The sequence below is a fragment of the Bacillus sp. FSL P4-0248 genome, assembly GCF_038593305.1.
Classification (GTDB): Bacteria; Bacillota; Bacilli; order Bacillales; family Bacillaceae; genus Bacillus; species Bacillus safensis.
Genome location: NZ_CP151983.1, coordinates 812,579 through 832,959, shown reverse-complemented (window position 1 = coordinate 832,959; position 20,381 = coordinate 812,579). Strand labels below are relative to the sequence as shown.

Annotated in this window: 27 protein-coding genes; 9 read left to right on the top strand and 18 right to left on the bottom strand. The window is 41.2% G+C overall.

The annotated features are described in order from the left end of the window. Positions 1-3 precede the first annotated feature (3 nt). A complete protein-coding gene (gene recX / locus NST65_RS04085) occupies positions 4-795 on the bottom strand; it encodes a recombination regulator RecX (protein WP_065215150.1) in 792 nt (263 codons plus the stop codon). A 94-nt stretch (positions 796-889) separates the two neighbouring features. Between recX and NST65_RS04080 the strand changes: the two genes are divergently transcribed. The 3 genes from NST65_RS04080 to NST65_RS04070 all read left to right on the top strand — a co-directional run bounded on the left by NST65_RS04080 (position 890) and on the right by NST65_RS04070 (position 2,166). Continuing rightward, positions 890-1,786: a TIGR01777 family oxidoreductase gene (locus NST65_RS04080; RefSeq protein ID WP_065215149.1), complete on the top strand. Its 897-nt coding sequence runs from the start codon at positions 890-892 to the stop codon at positions 1,784-1,786. A gap of 52 nt (positions 1,787-1,838) precedes the next feature. Continuing rightward, positions 1,839-1,949, top strand: coding sequence for a YfhE family protein (locus NST65_RS04075; protein ID WP_017358836.1), 111 nt, complete (start codon positions 1,839-1,841; stop codon positions 1,947-1,949). 61 nt (positions 1,950-2,010) lie between these two features. Continuing rightward, complete coding sequence (locus NST65_RS04070; protein WP_024425223.1) at positions 2,011-2,166, top strand: YfhD family protein; 156 nt, start codon at positions 2,011-2,013, stop codon at positions 2,164-2,166. A gap of 38 nt (positions 2,167-2,204) precedes the next feature. Here NST65_RS04070 and NST65_RS04065 read toward each other — a convergent pair whose 3' ends face one another. After that, positions 2,205-2,792: a nitroreductase gene (locus NST65_RS04065; protein WP_065215148.1), complete on the bottom strand. Its 588-nt coding sequence runs from the start codon at positions 2,790-2,792 to the stop codon at positions 2,205-2,207. A gap of 274 nt (positions 2,793-3,066) precedes the next feature. Between NST65_RS04065 and NST65_RS04060 the strand changes: the two genes are divergently transcribed. Next, on the top strand, positions 3,067-4,323 hold the full coding sequence (locus NST65_RS04060) for a transcriptional regulator (protein ID WP_034283753.1): 1,257 nt from the start codon (positions 3,067-3,069) through the stop codon (positions 4,321-4,323). 36 nt (positions 4,324-4,359) lie between these two features. Here NST65_RS04060 and NST65_RS04055 read toward each other — a convergent pair whose 3' ends face one another. From NST65_RS04055 to mprF, 3 genes are all read right to left on the bottom strand, one after another. Continuing rightward, positions 4,360-4,827, bottom strand: coding sequence for a DUF393 domain-containing protein (locus NST65_RS04055; protein ID WP_034283752.1), 468 nt, complete (start codon positions 4,825-4,827; stop codon positions 4,360-4,362). A gap of 333 nt (positions 4,828-5,160) precedes the next feature. Next, entirely contained in the window at positions 5,161-5,709 is a 549-nt protein-coding gene (locus NST65_RS04050; RefSeq protein ID WP_034283751.1) for a thioredoxin family protein, read from the bottom strand. Between the two features lie 92 nt (positions 5,710-5,801). Next, positions 5,802-8,372, bottom strand: coding sequence for a bifunctional lysylphosphatidylglycerol flippase/synthetase MprF (gene mprF, locus NST65_RS04045; protein ID WP_034283750.1), 2,571 nt, complete (start codon positions 8,370-8,372; stop codon positions 5,802-5,804). Positions 8,373-8,540: 168 nt separating this feature from the next. On the opposite strand from mprF, the gene NST65_RS04040 reads away from it, so the two are divergent. Next, positions 8,541-9,020, top strand: a complete 480-nt coding sequence (locus tag NST65_RS04040) for a MarR family transcriptional regulator (RefSeq protein ID WP_024425228.1) — start codon at positions 8,541-8,543, stop codon at positions 9,018-9,020. A 22-nt stretch (positions 9,021-9,042) separates the two neighbouring features. Here the strand turns inward: NST65_RS04040 and NST65_RS04035 are convergent, their stop codons facing one another. From NST65_RS04035 to NST65_RS04010, 6 genes are all read right to left on the bottom strand, one after another. Beyond that, entirely contained in the window at positions 9,043-9,324 is a 282-nt protein-coding gene (locus tag NST65_RS04035) for a hypothetical protein (protein ID WP_034283749.1), read from the bottom strand. Positions 9,325-9,336: 12 nt separating this feature from the next. Next, positions 9,337-9,864 (bottom strand): YfiT family bacillithiol transferase, encoded by a 528-nt coding sequence (locus NST65_RS04030; protein WP_061110586.1) that lies wholly within the window; start codon positions 9,862-9,864, stop codon positions 9,337-9,339. After that, on the bottom strand, positions 9,861-10,886 hold the full coding sequence (locus tag NST65_RS04025) for a zinc-binding alcohol dehydrogenase family protein (protein WP_214755664.1): 1,026 nt from the start codon (positions 10,884-10,886) through the stop codon (positions 9,861-9,863). The genes NST65_RS04030 and NST65_RS04025 overlap by 4 nt, the downstream gene beginning before the upstream one ends. 90 nt (positions 10,887-10,976) lie before the next feature. Beyond that, complete coding sequence (locus NST65_RS04020; protein ID WP_034283746.1) at positions 10,977-11,480, bottom strand: hypothetical protein; 504 nt, start codon at positions 11,478-11,480, stop codon at positions 10,977-10,979. A 100-nt stretch (positions 11,481-11,580) separates the two neighbouring features. Continuing rightward, positions 11,581-12,327, bottom strand: a complete 747-nt coding sequence (locus tag NST65_RS04015) for an anti-sigma factor (protein WP_034283745.1) — start codon at positions 12,325-12,327, stop codon at positions 11,581-11,583. Further along, positions 12,324-12,890: a sigma-70 family RNA polymerase sigma factor gene (locus tag NST65_RS04010; protein WP_034283744.1), complete on the bottom strand. Its 567-nt coding sequence runs from the start codon at positions 12,888-12,890 to the stop codon at positions 12,324-12,326. The genes NST65_RS04015 and NST65_RS04010 overlap by 4 nt, the downstream gene beginning before the upstream one ends. Positions 12,891-13,246: 356 nt before the next feature. On the opposite strand from NST65_RS04010, the gene NST65_RS04005 reads away from it, so the two are divergent. Beyond that, the gene (locus NST65_RS04005) at positions 13,247-13,573 is read left to right on the top strand and encodes a YnfA family protein (RefSeq protein ID WP_034283743.1); all 327 of its coding nucleotides are present in this window, start codon (positions 13,247-13,249) and stop codon (positions 13,571-13,573) included. 67 nt (positions 13,574-13,640) lie between these two features. On the opposite strand, the gene NST65_RS04000 is transcribed toward NST65_RS04005, so the two are convergent. The 4 genes from NST65_RS04000 to NST65_RS03985 form a co-directional block, all read right to left on the bottom strand. Further along, positions 13,641-14,681 (bottom strand): NAD(P)/FAD-dependent oxidoreductase, encoded by a 1,041-nt coding sequence (locus tag NST65_RS04000; RefSeq protein ID WP_034283741.1) that lies wholly within the window; start codon positions 14,679-14,681, stop codon positions 13,641-13,643. A 153-nt stretch (positions 14,682-14,834) separates the two neighbouring features. Beyond that, positions 14,835-15,464: a rhamnogalacturonan acetylesterase gene (locus tag NST65_RS03995; protein WP_251232608.1), complete on the bottom strand. Its 630-nt coding sequence runs from the start codon at positions 15,462-15,464 to the stop codon at positions 14,835-14,837. Positions 15,465-15,616: 152 nt separating this feature from the next. Next, positions 15,617-16,081 carry a DUF6884 domain-containing protein gene (locus NST65_RS03990; protein WP_251232610.1) on the bottom strand — a complete coding sequence of 155 codons (465 nt, stop codon included), beginning with the start codon at positions 16,079-16,081 and terminating at the stop codon, positions 15,617-15,619. After that, complete coding sequence (locus NST65_RS03985; protein ID WP_034283737.1) at positions 16,082-16,627, bottom strand: VanZ family protein; 546 nt, start codon at positions 16,625-16,627, stop codon at positions 16,082-16,084. 176 nt (positions 16,628-16,803) lie between these two features. Between NST65_RS03985 and NST65_RS03980 the strand changes: the two genes are divergently transcribed. The 3 genes from NST65_RS03980 to NST65_RS03970 all read left to right on the top strand — a co-directional run bounded on the left by NST65_RS03980 (position 16,804) and on the right by NST65_RS03970 (position 18,122). Further along, entirely contained in the window at positions 16,804-17,382 is a 579-nt protein-coding gene (locus NST65_RS03980) for a TetR family transcriptional regulator (RefSeq protein ID WP_046314349.1), read from the top strand. Positions 17,383-17,462: 80 nt separating this feature from the next. Next, entirely contained in the window at positions 17,463-17,807 is a 345-nt protein-coding gene (locus tag NST65_RS03975; protein WP_034283735.1) for an SMR family transporter, read from the top strand. Next, a complete protein-coding gene (locus NST65_RS03970) occupies positions 17,808-18,122 on the top strand; it encodes a multidrug efflux SMR transporter (RefSeq protein ID WP_041116238.1) in 315 nt (104 codons plus the stop codon). A gap of 93 nt (positions 18,123-18,215) precedes the next feature. On the opposite strand, the gene NST65_RS03965 is transcribed toward NST65_RS03970, so the two are convergent. From NST65_RS03965 to NST65_RS03955, 3 genes are all read right to left on the bottom strand, one after another. Further along, on the bottom strand, positions 18,216-19,028 hold the full coding sequence (locus NST65_RS03965) for a leucine-rich repeat domain-containing protein (protein ID WP_251232612.1): 813 nt from the start codon (positions 19,026-19,028) through the stop codon (positions 18,216-18,218). A gap of 418 nt (positions 19,029-19,446) precedes the next feature. Further along, positions 19,447-19,773 (bottom strand): hypothetical protein, encoded by a 327-nt coding sequence (locus tag NST65_RS03960; protein ID WP_034283728.1) that lies wholly within the window; start codon positions 19,771-19,773, stop codon positions 19,447-19,449. Further along, the gene (locus NST65_RS03955; protein WP_326136686.1) at positions 19,766-20,368 is read right to left on the bottom strand and encodes a class D sortase; all 603 of its coding nucleotides are present in this window, start codon (positions 20,366-20,368) and stop codon (positions 19,766-19,768) included. Before NST65_RS03955 ends, NST65_RS03960 begins: the two co-directional genes overlap by 8 nt. Between the last annotated feature and the right edge of the window lie 13 nt (positions 20,369-20,381).

The following is a 20,381-nucleotide window of genomic DNA, read 5'->3' as shown; positions in this document are numbered from 1 at the left end:
CTGTCATTCCCCTTTGTCTAAAACGTGATCAATTGTATCGAGATCAAAGCCTTTTCTAAATAAAAATTGCTTCACTTTCATCTTCTTTTCAAATGATCCGTCATATCCTACCTTGCGTTTTGCCTTCTCCAGCATATAAAGGAGGGCCTCTTCTTCCTTTTCCTCTTCTTGTCCATCATAGGCTTCTTGAAGGGCTTTATCAATGATCTCAAACGAAAATCCCTTTCGCTGCAGCTGCAGCTTGATGCGCTGCTCAATCTCTTTTGCAGAACGATTTTTTTCTTTTTTGACAAGCTTGAGAATCTGCTTTACGGCTTCCTCCAGCTGTAAATCATCAGGGTATTGCGACAGCGCTTGTTCAATCGTGTCGTCGTCTATCCCCTTGAGCTTCAATTCTTTTTTTAGGACGGACGGTCCTTTACTGTTCGTTTTCCGGTGGGTGCTGACATAGGCTTCTGCAAATTCAAGATCATTTACATACTTATAATGCTTTAATTTGTGTATAATTTCACTAATAGCAGGTGCAGGGATTTCTTTTTTCGTTAAATAATCGGTGACTTCTTTCACTGATCTCATGCGGTAGGATAAATAATCAACGGCCTGCTGAAATCCTTTTTTCACTGAATCACCGAATTGAATCTCAATGATATCTGCTTCGTCCAGCTCTTTTCCTTTTTTCAAATCGTGCTGGACGAGCACATCTAAATCAACGCTAAAGGCGTACTTTTCATCAAGAAAGATGTTGACCCGCTCGGTATTGTTTTTCTGAGCAGAAATTTTTGTAATATAAGGCATCCTGTAATCACTCCTTTTCCAAAACAGTCAGGATGTTTCTTCTGATTCAAAATCGTGAAAGATATAGGTATGTATATGAGAGGAGAGATGTCAATTGAATATCGCCATTACCGGAGGAACCGGTTTTATCGGCCAGCATGTCACAAAAGTGCTCGCTGCTGAGGGACATCATCTATATATTTTAACAAGAAATCCAAAGGAATCCGAACAAAATCATTTACATTATGTGCAGTGGCTGACCGAAGGTGCTGCGCCTGAGCATGAATTGCCTGCCATCGATGTATGGATTAACCTTGCTGGAAAATCCATTTTTACACGCTGGACAGACAAGGCAAAAGAAGGCATCCTCTCCAGCCGTCTCAAATCAACACAAGAGGTAAAACGCATTATAGAAGCGCAGGAAACAAAACCATCTGTACTGATTCAAGCAAGTGCTGTTGGGATTTATGGCACTTCTCAAACAGGAGATTTTACGGAGGAATCACCTCCTGCGGATTCTGATTTCTTAAGTCATACATCAAGGCTTTGGGAGGCTGAGGGACAAAAGATTGAAGCCCTCGGCATTCGTACGGTCTACACACGCTTTGGCGTCGTGTTGGGCGAAAAAGGTACATTGCCGCTGATGACACTTCCTTACAAGCTGTTTGCCGGCGGGACAATTGGGTCTGGCTCGCAATGGGTTTCATGGGTTCATGTTGAGGATGTGGCACATCTCATTGCTTATGCGATTCATCATGACGACCTGTCAGGTCCGCTCAATGCGACATCACCGAATCCTGTTCAAATGAAACAGCTTGGACAAACCATTGCTTCTGCCCTTCACCGCCCCCATTGGCTGAAGGTGCCATCTTTTGTGATCAAAACGGCGCTTGGTGAAATGTCATTACTTGTTTTAGAAGGCCAGCGTGCTCTGCCAAAAAAAGCACTGCTCTCTTCTTATGACTTTTTGCACCCTGAACTAAAAGAAGCGATTTTGCAATCTGGGGAATAAATGTTGTCAAAAACACCCATCCTATTAGAAATGAGATGAGGGAGCGATTTTGATGAAGAAAAAAGAACACCAGCCAACTTCGAAGCTGAAGAAAACCCAGGAAGTCCTGTATCAGCAGGAATTCAAAAAAGCGGAAAGAGCAGCAGAAAAAAGAAACAAATAAGGCGGATATTCCCCTCCAACAAGCACATAACTAAAGTGATCTTGTAAAGGAGGGAAAGGCTTTGAAAAAAGACCAACACAAAAAATCCAACCACGAGCTCGCGGCACAAGAGACGGATGGCGAATATGTTGAATTTTCCAAAGAACTTGCAGATCCGAATGACGTAAAAGCAATGGCACGTATGAAAGCAGCCGATCAGCGCGCCAAAAAACAATAAGTAAAAAAGCAGACCTTATTCAGCGGTCTGCTTTTCTTTTATTTGATTTCAGTAAGAAGACTTGATGCTTTCTGGCGTAATTTTTCCTCAGGCACCTCTTCTGGATAACCTATATGAAGGATCGCAGCAAACCGTTCATTTTCCTTTAATCCCATGTCTTGTTGAAAGCCTTTGTCGTATAAAATACGTCCGCTCTTCCATACCATACCGATCCCTTGATCCCACGCAAGCAGCTGAAGATTTTGAATGAGCGCGCTGACAGCGGCAAAATCATCATTTCTCACTACAGGGTTCTCGTCTTCTTTTAGCACGACAAGTAAAAGCGCCGGAACCTTAGAAAAGTATTCTCTGTATTGATTGATTTTTTCTTCTTTTGCATCTGGGTTGTTGCGCTGAAAGAAAGCAATGAAGCGCTCTACAAAAGTCGCTTTGGCTTCATCCGTCACCGCATATAAAAAGCGCCACGGCTCCGTGATTTTATGATTAGGTGCATAGACTGCATCCTCTAATAGCGGCTGAAGCTGCTCAATCGTCACCGGTGTGTCTTTGAATTTTCGAATCGATCGTCTATATCTGACAGCGTCTCGAACCGTTAACGCTTCTGTTTGTTGTTTCATTTCTGGCATAAATGTCATCCTTTCAATCAACTTAATTGAAATTGATTCTCATTCACATTATAAACGTCATCGTGTGCAGTTGCAAATCAAGTATCTCTTCTCCCCGTCTGCTAAATAGTTGTTTGACTTTTTCAAGTAATGTTACAATCATATTACGTTTTAAACAAATTTTGAGAAAAAAGCCAAGATGATGAAATGATTTTCAAGTATTCCCATTTTGTCTGATCTTGTTTTTTTGTCAAAAGGCTTTCAACCATGATTGGAAGGGAGGCTTCTGGATGGAATGAAAATCAATATTGGACAAATCATTAAACTCTACCGTTATAAACAAAATATGACCCAATCTGAATTGGCAGAAGGAATTTGTTCTGTCTCTCATTTAAGTAAAATTGAAAATGGCTCAAAGGAGGCCAATCAAGATACGATCAATCTGCTGCTTGAACGGCTTGGCATCAGCCAAGAAAAGCTGTCACAAAAGGCGCGTCATCTGCTGTCACTTTTGGATGAGTTTCAAATGAATATGTATTTCTATGCTCTCGATCAGGCTGAACAAAATGCAGAAATGATCATTCAGCACGAGGAGCAGTTCTTTTCGCTCGATTTAGGCATTCAGTATCATTTGTCCTTATTTCAATTTTATTTACTAACGGATAAACAGCCGCTTGCCTTAAAAACACACCGCGTGCTCAAAAAATTCGAAAAAACCTTTATTGAAACGGAAAAAGAAATTTTTGAATATCTTGACGGCATTCATCAAATTAAAATTGGTCAGCTTGAAGATGGACTGAAAAAGCTTGAAAGCTGCTTTTCCTACGCTTCAGTTGAACAAAGTGATTTGTATTATCACTATGCAAAAGCACTTGGAAACTTGGGACAGCTGGGTGATGCGCTTGAAGCGACACATCAAGCGATGGATTTATATAGACAAAAGAACAATTTCAAGCGGATTATTCACTGTACACTTATTCACGGCGTGATCTCACTTGAACTAAAAGCCTATCAAACTGCGAAGAAATATATAAAGGAAGTGATTTTGCACACGTCCCTTCACCCTGATGCCTTTATTAAAATGTCCGCTTATTTTTATTACGGGGTGCTCTTAAAACGTGAAGGTGATTTCTCTTCAGCTGTGCCTTATTTACTAGATTCACTCAATTACTTTAATCAAGAACAGATAGAAGATCGTTACTGTGAAACGCTATATGAAATTGCGACACTATATGCTGAATATGACCGCAAAAAAGCACTTCCCTACATACACGAGCTGTTAAAACAGCCTCGTATTCAGCCAAACTGTTTATATATGATCAAAATCTATAAATTGATGATTGAGGAAAACCCTCTTGATTTGAAAACCTATTTGGTCGAAGCAGCCCTTCCTTACTTTGAACACAATGAGCTGCACAGTGAATATTTGTTTGCTCTTAGAACCTTACTTACCTATGCAGGTGCTGAGCTTGATGAGCAGACGTATCAGTCCTATACAAAAAAGCTTCTTGATCATTTAGCGGGATATCTTCCCTATTACAAAAAAGCATGACCTTCTGCCGATCGAAGGTCATGCTTTTTCTATTTATTAAATGGTCTCTTGTTGATCTGTGTCATGATGGTTCACCGGTTTGACAGAATGAATATACCGTCTTTTTGCAAAGAAATCGTACGCATGCTGTCCAAAGCCAAGCCAAATACTGAGCAAGATGAATGGGACCGTTCCCCATAAAGCAGGGATATGGCAGGCCATACGCAGCCAAGTATAAATCCCTGAATTCTTTTGATTTTTGGCTAGGGAAATAGACACGATTCGTTTTTCCGCCTTCTCTTCACTGATTTTATTCAGCCTGAGCAGCTGCGAGTGTCTAAAGGATTCAAAGTGAATCCGATTTTTCCAATCGAGTGATCTTAATAAATCAATCATTTTTGCACATGCAGGACTTTGTCCGTCATAAAACACAAGCAGCCTCAGTGATTTAATGGAACGCTGTTCTCTTTTTTTCGATTCAGCGAGCTTCTTTTTTTCTTGATCGAGATAAATGATTTTTTTCATAAATTGATCGCCTGTCCTTTTCCGTCATTTTTTTAGTTCGTTCAAAGGAGATTACAACTAGATTACTATAGTTGCTGGGCCTCTTGTATTGGGAAAAAGCCAACCGTTGTGCGTTATATGAGCCTTTGGATAAGGGCAAAATCATTGATTTCATGGCATATATGAGGTTTTTCAACTAAAAGTGGTTGGGAAAATCGTGGTGCTTTGCGGTTTTCTGCGGTATTTGATAGAATTCTGCGGTTTTCTACATCTTTATGCGGTGGTTTTGTAGGTAAAACGCAAAAACAAGATAAAAAAAGACTACTTCCCATTGCGGCGAAGTAGTCTTTTGGTTTATATTTTTGCCAAAACTTCTACTATTTCTTTCTCAATATCTTTCCATAAGTAACGGTCGGTCGTATAGTGATGTGCGGCTTCTTTCGCAAATACTTGAAAAGCTTCTTCAAAATCAGGTGCATCTTTGTCCGGTTTTTTCTCATCGACAAAGCGCTGTGCTTCTGCTGAGCGAGGTCCCCATTTGCCCACTTCATTCCCGTCCTGATCAATGATGACGATAATCGGAATCGATCTTGCGGTCCCGTTCGTTAAATACTGATCCATCAGGTCTAGATTCTCATCCCGAATGAAATAGCGCACATCAATGAGTGCTTCATTTGCAATACGCATGAAAATCGGAACATTGACCATCGCATCTCCGCACCAATCCGCTGTGATGACAAGCGCTCGGAGCTTTTTCTTTTGCAGCTTTTGAAGCAGCTCTTTTTCTTTTTGATGAATTGCATACTGGTTGTACACCGTGAGCAGATTTTCCCGGTTTTTCTCCATGTTGTGTACATATGTACGTTCAGCTAATCCCTTTGTAAACCATTCATTTAATGTCATATGAACATCCCCCTTACCCTTCAACTTTACCACTTTTGCTATTCTTTTGTCTAAAAAAACCTTCACCTAGTGAAAGGTAAAGGTCTTTTGGTTTATGGACGCCGCTTTCGATTTGGGTCCATCCCGATCAGCTTGGTGACTAGCACCATTGTGACAGGCAGTGACGTATTCTTTTTATATGCTAAATATTTCCCGCGCCATTCAGGCTTATATTTCTGTTTAAATGACCGTAAACCGCTGAAGCTGTACATGTATCTGACATTGTTGAAAATAACACTCGCCAAACGCTCCGTGAGAAAGGACTGATGGAACGTCCCCACATTCGATAAAGGTGCCATTCCCATGTTAAACGATTTGTAGCCTCTTTCTTTCGCCCATTGAAACAGGTGGATAAACAGCGCATCCATCATCCCGTTCGGTGCATCATGCATATGACGCATTAAATCGATGGAAATCTCCCCTTCTTGATACATCGGCATCAATGATACAAAGGAAATGATCTGCCCTTGCTCATCCTTTAGAATCGCAATCGGTGCTTTTTGAAGATAGTCTTCTTGAAAATAACCGAGCGAAAATCCTTTTTCTTTTTTCTTTCCGAGCCAGCTGTCAGAGATCTGTTTTAAGGTGGAGATCAACTCATTTGAAAAGGGAGGTTCCAGCATTTCAAAGGTGTAGCCTTCTCGTTCAAATTTATTCGCCACAGCTCGTAAATTTGATTTTTTCTTACCTGACAGAGTAAACGTTTCTAAATCGACCATGGCTTCTTCCCCAAGCTTAAAGAAGTGAAAGCCTAAGTCATGATAAAGAGCCATCCCTTCTCGTTCTACTTGATAAAAAGCGACGCGGTAGCCGGCTTTTTCTGTCTCCTGTAAAAACTCTTCAAGTACAAGCGGATAAGACGCCTCACGTCCAGATGGATCTCCGAGCACAATGACGCAGCGGCCAATTCGCCCAAACTGAAGCATTGCTTCTCCATCACTTGAGAAAAATAGTTTTTTGTCGCCTAAAAAGCCAAGATGACTGAGGGCATTTCCGCCCTTTTCTTCTAAAAACGTTTTTAATTTTTCATCATCTGCTTTTTCTCCAATCGGAAAGGCTTTCTTATTAAAAATCAATTTACTAATGAAGAAGAAAAGCGGTACACCGATGAGAGCGATCATGCTTGTCATCGTGATATGCCGTTCATTATGCACCAAGTAATCCTTACTCAAGAAATGCCCGATTTTTGTCCAAATAAAGTTGCCAATCACATTATAGTTAAAGAGCACGAATAAATAACCAGCGGCAGCCGTCACAAACTGATTTAAGGAGTAAGGTGCCTGCTGCTTCACAAATTGATTTCGAAGAGAGAAAAACACAGCCATGATGACTGGCAAAATAAAGATCAGACTGAGGTTAAACCCCTTTAACAAAGTAAACACAAAACCGCCTGCTAAGGAGATCATTGTCAGCACGTACGATCTTTTCGTTCTTTTATACACTTCAATGGACAAAATCATCAGAATGATTCCGAACATTAAAGAAAGACCATTAAATCCTGATAACAGAAAGCGCGGAATGCTGGTAATCACACCTAATCGATCAACTGGAAGCACAACAGATGCCATGATAAGCAAGCCGCTTCCAAAGGTTAAAATCGATAAAGATCCGTACAATAAACGGATTAATAAAGCACGGTGCAAAACAATTAAAACGTTCGTTGTTTCAATGGCAGGTGCCATTTTCGGATTGCCTTCAAGACGTCTAAGCGTCGTTCCCGTTAAATCGTAAGCAGCTAGACAAAGCCCTAAAATAAACGGGAAAATCGAGTACACGAAACGGTACAAGACGAGCGCCGTCAGCACCATCTCTTTATCAAAACCAATGTATTGCATGCTCAGTAAAAAGATAAGGTCAAACGAACCAAAGCCGCCCGGAACCATACTGATTAAACCGCCGATTGACGCAATCGCAAATACACCTAATACAATTCGGACATCGACATTCATCCCCATAGAGACAACAGCCATGTACATGACAAGTCCAGCTGCCAGCCATTCTAAAAACGATGCCCCGATATAAGCGTAAATTGGATGCTTCAGTCCATTTTCACCGCTCTCAATCGAGCTTTTTCGAATGGATGCCATGACGATATATATCGGTACAATACAGGCAAAGATAATGACAAATGCCCATAGCCACGGCTCCTGGCTGATAATACTTTCAACTGGAAGCACCCTGACCAAGATCAAATCACTGAAAATAGATAAGCCCAAAAGGACAGAGGAAGTCAAAAGGGCAATGCCTTTCAGCAATTTTTTCGTATCTGTTATGTACTCCTTATAGAGAAGCGTTCTAAGCCCTGCTCCTGATAGACCGCCAAATCCAAGAACACTGTTAAAGGAGTTCGCAATCCATGAAATGCGTATCGTTTTCCAGCCGCTGATCGGCATATTCAGGCTTTTTCGTAAAATAAAATCATATAAGGACATCGATAAAACCGCGACAAGTCCAAGAAAGACAAGAATAAACAAGTCCATTCGGTTCAAGCTGTCAATAATATAAAACGTCTTTTTAATGGAAAGTCCGCTCAGCTCCTGCTTCGCAACGAAGATTAAGACAAGGATAATGACGATCGGAAAAAGCATTTTTAAGATCGTCATACCCGTTTTTTTGTTCCACATGTTTTTCCCAACTTTCTAGGTTGCTTCATTATTTCAACTGAACATTATTATACAACAAATACCACTTGATTCATGCAGTTTAACATTTAAAAGCTTGACGAACCTTTCAATTAGAAGTAAAAATCAGTAATATAAAGAAAAAGAGCCGCTTAAAGGAAGTGAACAAGCGTGGAATATAATATTCATGACACCACCGTATTAAAAGAAGAGATTCTATCTCCAGAAGAAAAAAAGACATGGGTTCTTTATATGAAAGTGCTCACAGCTGCAGGTCTTGGAGATGTTTCTGAATGGATGAAGCTTGATATGAGTATGCCTCAAATGAAGGTGCTCATGCTGCTCAATAACCATGGCTCTCTCAAAGTATCCGAAATCGCTGAAAAAATGGGCGCTTCTTTGTCCAATATGACAGGCCTGCTTGACAGGTTAGAACAATCTAACTTTGTCGTGCGAAAGCACTCTGAGCGTGACCGGAGAATCATTGTCGTAGAGCTGACAGAGGAAGCGAAAAATATTTTCAGAAGTATTTATCAAAAAGGACACGAAAAAATCAAAAATTCCCTGCAGCGGCTCAATGACGAGGAAAAAGAAAAAGTCAATGAAGGCCTTGCTATCTTAGAAAAAGCACTGCGTCCTGAACGCGGCTAAATATGAAAAGGAAAAAAGACGGTCACTTGAGGTCCGTCTTTTTTATTTCTTCTACTTGTTTATCTGAGAGGACGAAATTTTTTTGAAGAACTTCCCTGTCATCCCATAAAAGATAGGCTAAGCCAATGATGAGAAAAAAGATGCTGATCCACGTACCGCCAGGAAGCAGCTGTTCAAGTTCCTCAATCGTTCTTTCTGAGCCTAAGCTGTTACTATAACGTATCTCAAAAAGAACATATTTCGCTATATAAAACAATCCCGCCATACAGATAAACATGGCGCCGACAATTCTTCTACCAGACATGCGTTTACTCCTTTAATTCCACTGATTTCTTTTGATTAATTCCGTGATATGGGCAAGGTGATGTTTTGAATGCCAAACGTACATTCCTGCTGCATTATATAAGGACACCGTTTGTTGATCGGCAGGGTGATAATAAGAAGCGTTGAAGTCATCCTCTGACATTCCCCGCAGTAAAGTGACCCACCTGCGATGCAGACTGCTGATCAAAGGCAGGGATAAACTAATGGGCGCCTTGCTGTCAGGAAGTGAGGCAAATCCCTCCTGATCATATGGACGTATGTCCGGTGTATCTTCTGTCAAAGCAAGTTTGAATCGTAAGTATGCATTCAGATGGCTGTCTGCTACGTGGTGAATGAGCTGACGAACAGTCCATCCTCCCGGCCGATAAGGTGTATCAAGCTGCGCATCTGTAAGCGGTGCGGTCACCGCTTCATACTCTTCGGGGATTGCAGCCAGCTGATCAATCCATGCTTCAAGCTGTGCTTTCGTTTTTGTTTCAACCGGTTCATATAAGCCAATCGGATATTGTAATGACGTCATACGTTCTCCCCTTTCTCAAATCCTTCAAGTACAAATTTGCCAATCATCTTTCCTTGCTCAAGTGTTTGATGTGCCTGCTTCAAGTTAGCAGCATTGATCGGACTGAGAACCTTTGTTAAAGTATGCGTTATTTTTCCCTGCTCAAATAACTCACCCGCCTCTGTCAAAAGCTCATGCTGTTTGATCATGTCCGCTGTTTCAAACATAGGGCGTGTGAACATGAATTCCCAAACAAATGCCGCACTTTTATTTTTGAGTAATTGAATGTCTAGGTTGTGCTGGTTTTCGACAATGGTACAGATCGTTCCTTGCGGTTTGATGGCTTCTGCCATGCCTTTGAAATGTCCATCTGTATCATTTAAGCATAAAATAAAATCCACTTCGCCGATTCCTTTTTCCTCTAGCTGCGCTAAAAGCGGCTGATGATGATCAATGATATGATCGGCACCTAATGACAGACACCACTCTTTTGTTTCTGGTCTTGATGCGGTAGCGATCACAGTTGCCTTCGCTAATTTAGCTAGTTGAATGGCGATAGAACCAACACCGCCTGCACCACCAATGATCAGCAAGGTTGAGCCTTCAGCATTCCGCTTCATATGCATCCGGTCAAATAAAGCCTCATAAGCCGTAATTGTTGTAAGAGGCATTGCGGCTGCTTCTGCAAAGGATAGATTGGCAGGCTTTTTCGCCACAATACGTTCATCCACAAGCTGGTATTCACTATTCGAGCCTTGACGCGTAATATCTCCCGCATAGTATACGTGATCACCTGGCTGAAACAATGTACACGATTCACCCACTTCAACAACCGTACCGCTTGCATCATAGCCTAGTATTTTCAGTTTTTCTTCCTTCTGATCCTTCGGTGATCTCACCTTTGTATCAACTGGATTCACGGACACAGCTTCTACCTTCACCAGTACATCTCTGCCAGACGCTTTAGGCTTTTCGACCTCCTGATCCATCAGGCTTTGCTCATGCTCAATCGGCAAATACTCCAATAGTCCAACTGCTTTCACTCGTTCGCACTCCCCTTCTCCATTCTTTCTTTCCACATTTTATCATAATTTTCTGATGTTTATGGCTGGATCAAACGAATGACGGCACATTTATGACCTTTTCAGGGCGTTTCGCTCCCTCGCCATGTATGAAGGACGTGCCTTTTGCAAAGAAGGGACATAAGTGAACCAGCTGCTCGTTTTAAAAAATAGCTGAACGTAATAAAACTGGACGTGCTGGAGAAAAACAACGGTCAATAGAAAAAGAGTGAATGAGAGTGTAGATAGATCCGCCCTTCCTTGTATCCATTCATTGATCAAAAGAATCACAAAACCGAGGATGATGAGCTGTTCAACTCTTTGCACGAGCTGGCTAAGAAGCTGCCCGCGTTTTAATAAATCACCAGATTGGTGCTTTCTAATTTTTCTCGATTTGTAGAACCAAATGATACTTTCTGCTAAGTTATGAGTTATAAATAGTGCAATAAGCGCTATCGATAAAGGAGATGGGTGATAAAAAATGGGGACTGCAAATGGGATCACAAGAAAATAAATGGCAATCAATGCGTGTCTGACTGATAAGAGAAATAGGTCTTTTTCTATAGATGTTTTCATGTGTTTCACCTCCGTATGTACTACGTTTCAATTGCCAAAATGTTCCCCTTCGCTATCAAAAAAGGATGCCCCAAGAAGGCATCCTTTTCATGAATCAAACTTAAAAAGCAGCGCTTAGTACGACAGGGCCTTGCGGGAGCTTGTTATCCTTTTTCGGTTCAAGTGTAACAGCCACGGTATCCCATGATTCGCCTGCTTCTTTTTCAGATAACGCATAGGTGACGGTTCCTTCCCCCTTGTTATCTGTTTTAAAGGCACCGGCTGGCACCGGCTGATCTCCTTTAATAAGCCACACTTGATAAACAGCAGATGAATCAAGCTGACCCTTTAAGCCGTCTGCACTCACCACAAGTTCTTTTTTACCGTTATGCTCTATTACTGAAAAAGCACCTGTCGTTTTTGGTGATGCGGCCGATGCCAATGATTTTGTGGCAACAACCCTGACAGGTTCTTCCGCCTGTTCTTTTCCATTCGATAAGAAATACACATTTCCAGCTGCTGATATGAGAAGCAGTGCCGCAACGAGCGGTAAGAGCCACTGGTTTCGTTTCTTTTGCAGCGGTTTGATTTCGTTTGGCTCAGGTGCAGCCTTGAGCTCTTTTTTATGGCTGTTCTTTTCTTCGACTGTCTCTTCTTCAAACACCTGGGATAAAATACGGTCTTTCATCCCTGCCGGAGGTGTTTGGTCACCTGCTAGAAATGGAATGTCAGACATGAGCGATGTTAATTCTTCAAGCTCTTCTTTGCAAGCTGAGCAGTGCTTGATGTGCTCTTCAAATTGCGTTTTTTCTTCTCCTTGTAAATGCCCGTTGAAATAATCAATTACTTGATGTTTACACTGAGTCATGCCTCTTCCTCCTTTCCTCCGCGAGACAGTTTCGATCGCAAATGCTTCAATGACAATCGAACCCTTCCTTTTACCGTACCAATAGGGATGCCCAGCTTGTCCGCGATGCTCTTTTGTGTCATCCCTTTAAAATAGACATCTTCTATGATGGTTTGCTGTTCTTTTGACAATGTAGATACTGCTTCACGTATGATTTGTTTTTCCTCGTTCCATTCTACTTCTTTTGATATATCTTCTTGATGATCAGCTAAATATTCAATCTGCTCATCTTCCAAAGCCGTTTCATTCCGGTTCTTTCTTATAAGATCAATGGCCGTGTTGCGTGACATCATAAATAACCACGAGGAGAATTTCCCTTTATCCGTATGATATTCTCCTATGCCGCGCCAGAGCTTGATGAAGACCTCTTGAAGCACTTCCTCCGCGAGCTCACGGTTGCCAGTCATTTTATAAATAAACGAATATAACACACGTTCATAGCGATCGTACAGCACTTCAAGCGAGGGCTTGTGACGATCATATTTGATCTTTTGATACAGCTCAAAATCTTGCAATGTGTCCATGGTCATCTCCTTCCTTTTTCATGAGAAAGAGCATGCGTATTCATCATGAAATCCTTCACGTATTGCTTATCACTCGATTTACTGAAATAAGCCTACCTTGTACTTTACTCTTTTTTCAAGGAGAAAAAAAGAGCGCTGAAAAGGGAAGTGTGCTCCTCATGAGAATGTACTTACTTTACGACATAACAGACCATTTGGATCACTCGTGGTACAAAAGTCAAGAATCCATGTGTGACCACTCTCTGATCAGCTGATTTTAGCAAACTCTCGTCTCCCTCTCAATTCAATTGAGGTAGAACGCATTCTTTCCTCATGTCATAATAGGTTTTAAATTGGAGAAATTGGAGTGTCCGTATATGATGGTGACGATTGTTCTTTTTTTATTAGCAGGTTTAGCAGAAATTGGCGGCGGCTATTTGGTATGGCTTTGGCTGCGTGAAGCAAAGCCTGTCAGCTTCGGGATCGCCGGCAGCCTCATCTTGGTAGCATATGGCATCATTCCGACCTTCCAGCAGTTCCCGACTTTCGGACGGGTTTATGCTGCCTATGGCGGTGTTTTTGTCATTCTTGCTGTATTCTGGGGCTGGTGGGTCGATCGAAAAACACCTGATCTATATGACTGGATGGGTGCTTTGATTTGTTTGGCTGGAGTCAGTGTGATGTTATTTGCGCCTCGCAGTTAATGGACCCATATAAAAAGTGCTGCCACATGCGATGCGGGCAGCACTTTTGCTATGTTATTTGAATGATTTAACGAGCTCCAGCCGTTTGTAATTCTTTGTTTTTCTCTTTAAAGCGTTCGTTATGAGAGGAAACGTACGCCACTTTTTCAGCTTCTGGTTCGATGTAAAGCTTCGCGCTATTCAGTGCATTGACTCCATCAACAAACGTGCCGGCAATTAAGCGGACCTTGCTTTTATGTGTACACAAGTCGCCTACCGCATAGACGCCCGGTAAATTGGTTTCCATTTTTTCATTAACCTCGATCAGTCCCCATTCACCTTGCTTGAGGCCCCATTCTGATAACACGCTTAAATCGCCTTTCATCCCGTGATTGACAATCACAGCATCTGTTTCGATTCGTTCTTTTTCACCTGTCTCTATGTTTTGAATGGTGACCGCAGCAATTTTGTCGCCTTGACCATGCAGCTCTGTTAGTTCATGCGGGGTTAAAATTCGTTTGCAAGTTGCCTTCATGTTGGCGACGTTTTTCTCATGTCCGCCAAACATGTCTCGGCGATGCACGACGGTGACACTTTCAGCAATCGGTGCAAGAGCATTGGCCCAGTCAACCGCTGAGTCGCCGCCTCCAGAAATCACAACCCGCTTCCCTGCAAATGTCTTGAGCTCCTGGACAGTGTAATAAAGGTTTGTCACTTCATAGCGGTCTGCATCCTCGATTTCAAGTTTCCGCTGAACTGGAATGCCGTGACCCATCGCTAATATGAGGGTCTTTGTCAAATGACGATCACCATTTTCAGCCGTCAGCAGGATATGATTATGTTCATCTCGCTCGAATGACGTGATTTTTTGATTCAGTGCAATCTCTGGTTCAAATGTTTTCGCCTGTGTTTCCAGCTGCTGTATCAGCTGTTCTCCTCTTGTTGGCGGCAAACCGCCGACATCCCAAATGACCTTTTCAGGATAAAGAAGGATTTTACCGCCAAGGCTTTCGTTGTACTCAAGTACTTTCGTCTTTAAGTCCCGCATCCCACTATAAAAGGCGGTGTACATACCTGCTGGACCGCCGCCAATAATGGTGACGTCAAACAATTCAAGCTGATCTGTCATTTGAGTCCCTCCAGTTTTCCATCGAATGATCTATTTTTCAGTGATATTGATTCTCATTATCATATGTGTCTATTGTAGTCTACTCTAGTGAAGGGAATCAATAGCTTTCTGCAAAAAAAGAACAGGACGAGCGCTCACTCGTCCTGTCATCCATCATACAATGGTTAAACCAAGGTCTTTTAATTCAAGAGAAACAAGTCTTGCAATCGCATCTGCGCCTTCTTTTGTAAAGTGCGTGCGGTCCACAATTCCTGTTGACAGCATAAAGTAAGAGGTTGTTTTCTCTATACCGGAAATTTGATAAAACTGAAGGCTTACCGTATTTAAATCAACAAGAAGGACTTCTTCTTCATCAGCTAGTTCTTTCATAGCGGCACAGTAATCAGGAAAATCATTGATAAATTCTCCGTCTTTTTCATGAAAACGGCCGACTGGCGTGAGTAAAAGTGGTGTTGCCCCTTTTGCTCTTGCTCCATGAATATATTGAGACAGGTAGCTTTTATACGTCGTGAAAGGATCTGTATGCCGCTCAGGCTTTTCCTTGGAAGCATCATTGTGCCCCATTTGTGTGAAAAGCCAGTCTCCTGGCTGAATGTCAGCCAATATGTCATCAAGGCGTCCTTCTTCAATGAATGTTTTTGAGCTTCTTCCCCCAATGGCACGGTTCTCGACGTTCACCCCTTGCGCTGTATAGCGGTGTAAAAACTCTCCCCATCCTCCTTGAACAGGACGATCTGGATATGATGAAACGGTCGAATCACCAGCTAAATAGATGGTTGTCATGTTCATACGCCTCCCTTTTTCATTGAGCCACTTCACCCGAGCGATACGGGCATCCTAGTGGCTGCTGAAAAGATATGAAACAATCAGCATCGCTATTTCAATTATTCTCTTTTTAAAGATCAAAACCCTGCTTACCGGTAGATGTGAATGTGTTAAATATGCGGCGGAAGTTCTACTTTTGATTCCACTGCTTGATGTAATGCCTGAAGCATGTAGCCAATTCCTTTATATGGAGCCAGCGGATAATTTGCTTTTTGATGAGGCTGTAATAAAGGGTCGATCACTTTTCGATATTTCTTCCCACCTAGTACTACCAGTTCATCATATGCGAAAAGATTTTTTTGATGAAATTGCTGGCTCAGTTCTTCTCGTGTGATCTGCTTAGCATGCGGTGTACCAAAAGCAACATCATAATTTTCATGTATGATATCATCTGCCTTTAAGAACCCGTGCTTCGCTGATAAGATCATCCAGTCTGAAAAAAACGTTTGGGCATAGCTTTTCGTACGCTGATGCAGCGGACTTAAATAAACGAGGTTCGCCGGCTGGCTCCCTGCTTCTGGATCGACGTCCCAAATTTTCTTCGCGCCACATGGAATGATACAAACTCGCTTCACTCAGGTTTTCTCCTTCCTTTTTCGATAGATCTGATACACGATACAGCCTAGCGCTGTGCCAAGTGTATTTAAAAGAATATCATCAATATCGCTGCTTCTTGTAATGATACCAGATTGTGAGAACATCCATTGGAGCAATTCGATCATGGTTGACAGGAGAAAGCCACCAAGAACCGCCTTTTGCCAGCGCATGGTTCGAAAGGCTTGATATAGAAAAAAACCGAGTGGTACAAATAACAATATGTTGCCTGCTAAATTTAAAAAGACAAGATTTGGATAGCCGTGATGGTAGGCGTGAAGATTTTGATAAATGGACTGCAAAGGCAAGAGATTAACACTCACCTGATCTCTTGGGGCGGAAAAACGATTTGGAAAGACCGTCAAATATAATAAAACATTCGTATAAATAAACAGACTGGCAAGAACCAATTCTGTCCGCAAATAAATAAAACGATTGTGCTTTTTTGCCTGTCTGTATCTCATATGTAAATAGAGCGGGACGAGCAGGAGAAAATAAGCAATGGAAAACATAGCACTGGATGTCATACAGAAAGCTGCCCCTTTCTCACATGATGATGCTTGACCATATTTACAGCTTATTCAGGCTTGCCCGCATCTATTCATCACTTATTCTCACATTCAATGAAGAGAAAACCATATTGACAAATCGTCATTTTCTCGCTAAACTGAATGACATTCAGTCAGTTAAGGCCGGTGATGATATGTCGAAACGAGAAAAGATTATGCTTGCTGCGATTGATGCGTTTAAAGAAAAAGGAATCGAAAAGACGACCATTTCGGATATTGTGAAAGCAGCAGGAGTAGCGCAAGGAACGTTTTATTTATATTTTCCTTCAAAGCTTTCCGTCATGCCTGCTATCGCTGAACATTTGATCGCACAGATGGTGCCTGCGATCGAAAAGGAATTAACTCAGCATGCAGATGTCCTCGATCAAGCAGATGCGCTTGTTGAATTCATTTTCGCTTTTACAAGGCAATACCGTGATGTCCTTGCCCTGACCTACTCAGGCTTAGCCGCCACCGAGCATTTAAAGGAATGGGAAGATATTTATGAGCCAATTTACAAATGGGTCGCTGCTTTTTTAGAAAAAGCAAAGCAGGACAAAAGGGTCCGTGCGAATTTGAACTGTCAATATGCAGCCAAATTCATTATCGGTTTACTCGAATCTTCTGCTGAGCAAATGTACTTATTTACGGAAACAGATACAGAAGAGGTTCTGATTCAAAAGCGAGAGGTGAAGCAATTTCTTCTTTACGCACTTGGCTTAGAGACACCTTAACTTAGTACAGCACTTGCTGTACGCTCTTTTTTGGTTTCAAAATGACGAATCGTCATTTTTAAGTTTTAGGAGGAAATACGATGAAAAAAAGCTGGATGTATGTTGCACTCACTTGTTTATTCGAATTACTTTGGGTGTTTGGTTTAAATAGAGCTGATGCTGTGTGGGAATGGGCGGTCATTATCTGCCTGATCCCGGTTGATTTTTATTTTTTAATGAAGGCCTGCGAGAAGCTGCCGACAGGGACTGTGTACGCCGTGTTTGCCGGAGTTGGAACGATTGGTACGTCATTGATGGATTATGCGCTGTTCGGCGGTTCGTTTTCATTAGAAAAGCTCTTATTTATGGGCATTTTAATTCTCGGAATTATCGGACTGAAAGTGTCTGATGGAGATGCACATGAGCAGAAAGGAGAAGCGGTATAAATGGGCTGGTTTTTTGTACTGTTGGCCTCTGCCTGCGAAATCGGCGGCACCATTGGCCTCAATATGTTTAGTAAGAAAAAGCAATTCACGACAGGCATTTTATTTGTCGGCGGGTTTGCCTTATCCTTTTTGTTTTTATACGCCTCGTTCTCTTCCGTTCAAGTCTCCGTTGCCTATACGGTTTGGATTGGACTTGGAACAGCGGGCTCTGTCTTGTTTAATATGATTCTATTTAAAGAGCCGAAAAACATGGTTCGTATACTAAGTTTGCTGCTGATTGTGATTGGTGTGGTTGGGCTCAAGCTGTTTGCGTAATTGAATCACAAGAAAGAAAAAATTTATGATGGTATTAGCCATTACAGTAGCAATAGAAAAAGCAATGGAATTGATGTTCCATTGCTTTTTAAGTTAATTTATATACTTTTCTTGGTACGCTTTAAATTGTTCTTCGTATTTTTGCAGCTTTGCCCCATCAACTTTTGAATTTAATTTCGGTTTTCGCTTTCCAATCACCATCACATCTTTATCTACAATAGGACTTGATAAAAAGATGTATGGCGCAAAACGATCACAATTCGTATTTGGGAGGGTTACGGATAACCTGGCATATTCTTCTGTCGGGAATTGGTTCGAAATTTCAAGTTCCTTGAGTCCCACTAATTCCGATATCGGCTCTAAAGATTCGTTCTTCACTTTTATATTTGATAAACACAGATATGTTAAATTCTTGAGGTATCTTAAAGGTTGAAGAGTATTTAAGTTTAATGAATTAAAAAGACCGCCTGACAATTCTAACCATTCTAAATCAGTTTTTTTCTGCAAAGGGGCTATGTCATTCAACTTTGAAAAATCTGTTATGGATAAAGATTTTAAAAAAGTGTTTTTTGATAAATCCCATAAACTTTGTGCCTTTGTATTCCATTCAAGTGCCAATACCTCAACATCTTTAAGAGAACTGATGATTGATAAATCTTCTACTCTCAGTTCACGCATATAGAGCATTTTGGGATTAACTAAGCTCAAGATCGTATTGAATTCCTTTTGGTTCACTTTGTAAATCCACAATTTCGTCAGATTAGAAAAAGATTTCAACCTTTCAATATTTTTTGTTTTTCCTGTGATTAACAACTCAGTGGAATTTTCATCTACATTGGCTAAATCATGAGCAACTTCTGGTCGTTTATCATGATGAAAAATATATTGGGGGTCTTCTTTTAGCATTCTTCTACCTCCACACCTATAATTAGGGAATATCTAAATAAATTTTATCAGTATTTTGGAGTCAACACATTATTATCCTTAGCACTTTCTGATATTTCTTCTGAAGAAACAGGGGAAGGGATAAAAACTAGATGATCTTCTTTGGTCGTCAATCGTGATTATGACCTCTGTTTTCAATCCATTTTATAAAATCTTTATCATCTAAAATATGGAGCAGTCATTGGAGACTATCTGCTAGGCAGCGGACTTCTACCAATTGATATGCTAATTTTAGTAGATAATAAAGTTAGTAAAATGCCTATATATAAATAAAAGAACTCTAATTCTTATCCGAATTAGAGTCCTCATGATATGACTGATTTTATTTTTCTACCTTAAAATCGAACCCGTTCATCAAAGCCTCTTTTTTATTTCTCGTTTAATGGGTATCTTGCTGCTCAAGCAAGAAATCCATTGCGTAAATCGATTCGCCTTTCTCATCCAATAAAAAGTACACAATCAATGGCTCTCCAAAAGCTGCTGTCTGCTGCGCGAACAAAACACAGGTGAATTTTTCAATACCAACTGGCAGCTTTCTTTTTAATAAAGGGTGAAGAATAGGCGAAGCCCGAATTGTATCTACATCAACATCCCAACGTTCGTTTTTTAAAGTTGGATAATGCTCTGATAACAATTGGTGTAACATGCTGGTCGTGAGCGCTGCTTTTCCATCGTATCCATCATTTATTATGTTGGTGTTATACATCCGATGGCTGCTCACCCTTTGAAGCGTTGATTCGTATTCCTTTTAAGACAAATCGTTTCTGACCATCAAGTGTACAAGTGATCAATGTCAGTTCATTTTTCCCGCGATCCTTTAGTACATCCACATCCGTCGGTTCAATCGTAGCTGAGCTGACAATTTTATATTCGTATGTTTCCGCTTGATGATGTAAGACGACCTTTTCTCCTTTCGGCACCTCTGGCAGCTGCCTGAAAAGCCGGTCGCCTCTATACCCTCTATGCCCTGCAATCGTGAAATTCCCTTCACCTGGCATTTGATGAGATTTAATTTGAGTCAGTGCAATACCTAAATTTTCTTTTGTTGTAACAGGAAGCACTTTTTCGTTTAAATCAATTGACGGGATCTCTAGCTCCATCACATCTCGCAGGTCTTCTTCTGACACAGTTAGATGTGGAATAGTAGAAAGAGCATCACTGTCATTTTCTTCAATCATCTTTAATGCCTGTTCCATTGCCGCTGTCTCTTGAGAAGTTCGCCACTCATATAGAAAAGGAACGGAGATGAGCATTAGCCCCGCGACCACCAAAAAGCTGCCTAATAAGGTTCTTTTTTTCATCAATACACTCCTT

Bases quoted from the DNA above. Each gene is read 5' to 3' on its own strand.
- NST65_RS04000 (WP_034283741.1), bottom strand. From the start codon at position 14,681: ATGACAGATCAGCTTGAATTGTTTGACGTCACCATTATTGGCGGCGGT.
- NST65_RS04055 (WP_034283752.1), bottom strand. From the start codon at position 4,827: ATGAAAAAAATCATTTATCTCGATCAAGAAAAAAAGAAGCTCGCTGAA.
- NST65_RS04030 (WP_061110586.1), bottom strand. From the start codon at position 9,864: ATGACGTCATTACAATATCCGATTGGCTTATATGAACCGGTTGAAACA.
- NST65_RS04005 (WP_034283743.1), top strand. From the start codon at position 13,247: ATGATGGTGACGATTGTTCTTTTTTTATTAGCAGGTTTAGCAGAAATT.
- NST65_RS04060 (WP_034283753.1), top strand. From the start codon at position 3,067: ATGAAAATCAATATTGGACAAATCATTAAACTCTACCGTTATAAACAA.
- NST65_RS03955 (WP_326136686.1), bottom strand. From the start codon at position 20,368: ATGAAAAAAAGAACCTTATTAGGCAGCTTTTTGGTGGTCGCGGGGCTA.
- NST65_RS04020 (WP_034283746.1), bottom strand. From the start codon at position 11,480: ATGAAAACATCTATAGAAAAAGACCTATTTCTCTTATCAGTCAGACAC.
- NST65_RS03980 (WP_046314349.1), top strand. From the start codon at position 16,804: ATGTCGAAACGAGAAAAGATTATGCTTGCTGCGATTGATGCGTTTAAA.
- NST65_RS04015 (WP_034283745.1), bottom strand. From the start codon at position 12,327: ATGACTCAGTGTAAACATCAAGTAATTGATTATTTCAACGGGCATTTA.
- NST65_RS03985 (WP_034283737.1), bottom strand. From the start codon at position 16,627: ATGACATCCAGTGCTATGTTTTCCATTGCTTATTTTCTCCTGCTCGTC.
- recX (WP_065215150.1), bottom strand. From the start codon at position 795: ATGCCTTATATTACAAAAATTTCTGCTCAGAAAAACAATACCGAGCGG.
- NST65_RS03965 (WP_251232612.1), bottom strand. From the start codon at position 19,028: ATGCTAAAAGAAGACCCCCAATATATTTTTCATCATGATAAACGACCA.
- mprF (WP_034283750.1), bottom strand. From the start codon at position 8,372: ATGTGGAACAAAAAAACGGGTATGACGATCTTAAAAATGCTTTTTCCG.
- NST65_RS03970 (WP_041116238.1), top strand. From the start codon at position 17,808: ATGGGCTGGTTTTTTGTACTGTTGGCCTCTGCCTGCGAAATCGGCGGC.
- NST65_RS04050 (WP_034283751.1), bottom strand. From the start codon at position 5,709: ATGACATTAAATGAATGGTTTACAAAGGGATTAGCTGAACGTACATAT.
- NST65_RS03995 (WP_251232608.1), bottom strand. From the start codon at position 15,464: ATGACAACCATCTATTTAGCTGGTGATTCGACCGTTTCATCATATCCA.
- NST65_RS04010 (WP_034283744.1), bottom strand. From the start codon at position 12,890: ATGGACACATTGCAAGATTTTGAGCTGTATCAAAAGATCAAATATGAT.
- NST65_RS03975 (WP_034283735.1), top strand. From the start codon at position 17,463: ATGAAAAAAAGCTGGATGTATGTTGCACTCACTTGTTTATTCGAATTA.
- NST65_RS04065 (WP_065215148.1), bottom strand. From the start codon at position 2,792: ATGCCAGAAATGAAACAACAAACAGAAGCGTTAACGGTTCGAGACGCT.
- NST65_RS03960 (WP_034283728.1), bottom strand. From the start codon at position 19,773: ATGTATAACACCAACATAATAAATGATGGATACGATGGAAAAGCAGCG.
- NST65_RS04035 (WP_034283749.1), bottom strand. From the start codon at position 9,324: ATGTCTGGTAGAAGAATTGTCGGCGCCATGTTTATCTGTATGGCGGGA.
- NST65_RS04075 (WP_017358836.1), top strand. From the start codon at position 1,839: ATGAAGAAAAAAGAACACCAGCCAACTTCGAAGCTGAAGAAAACCCAG.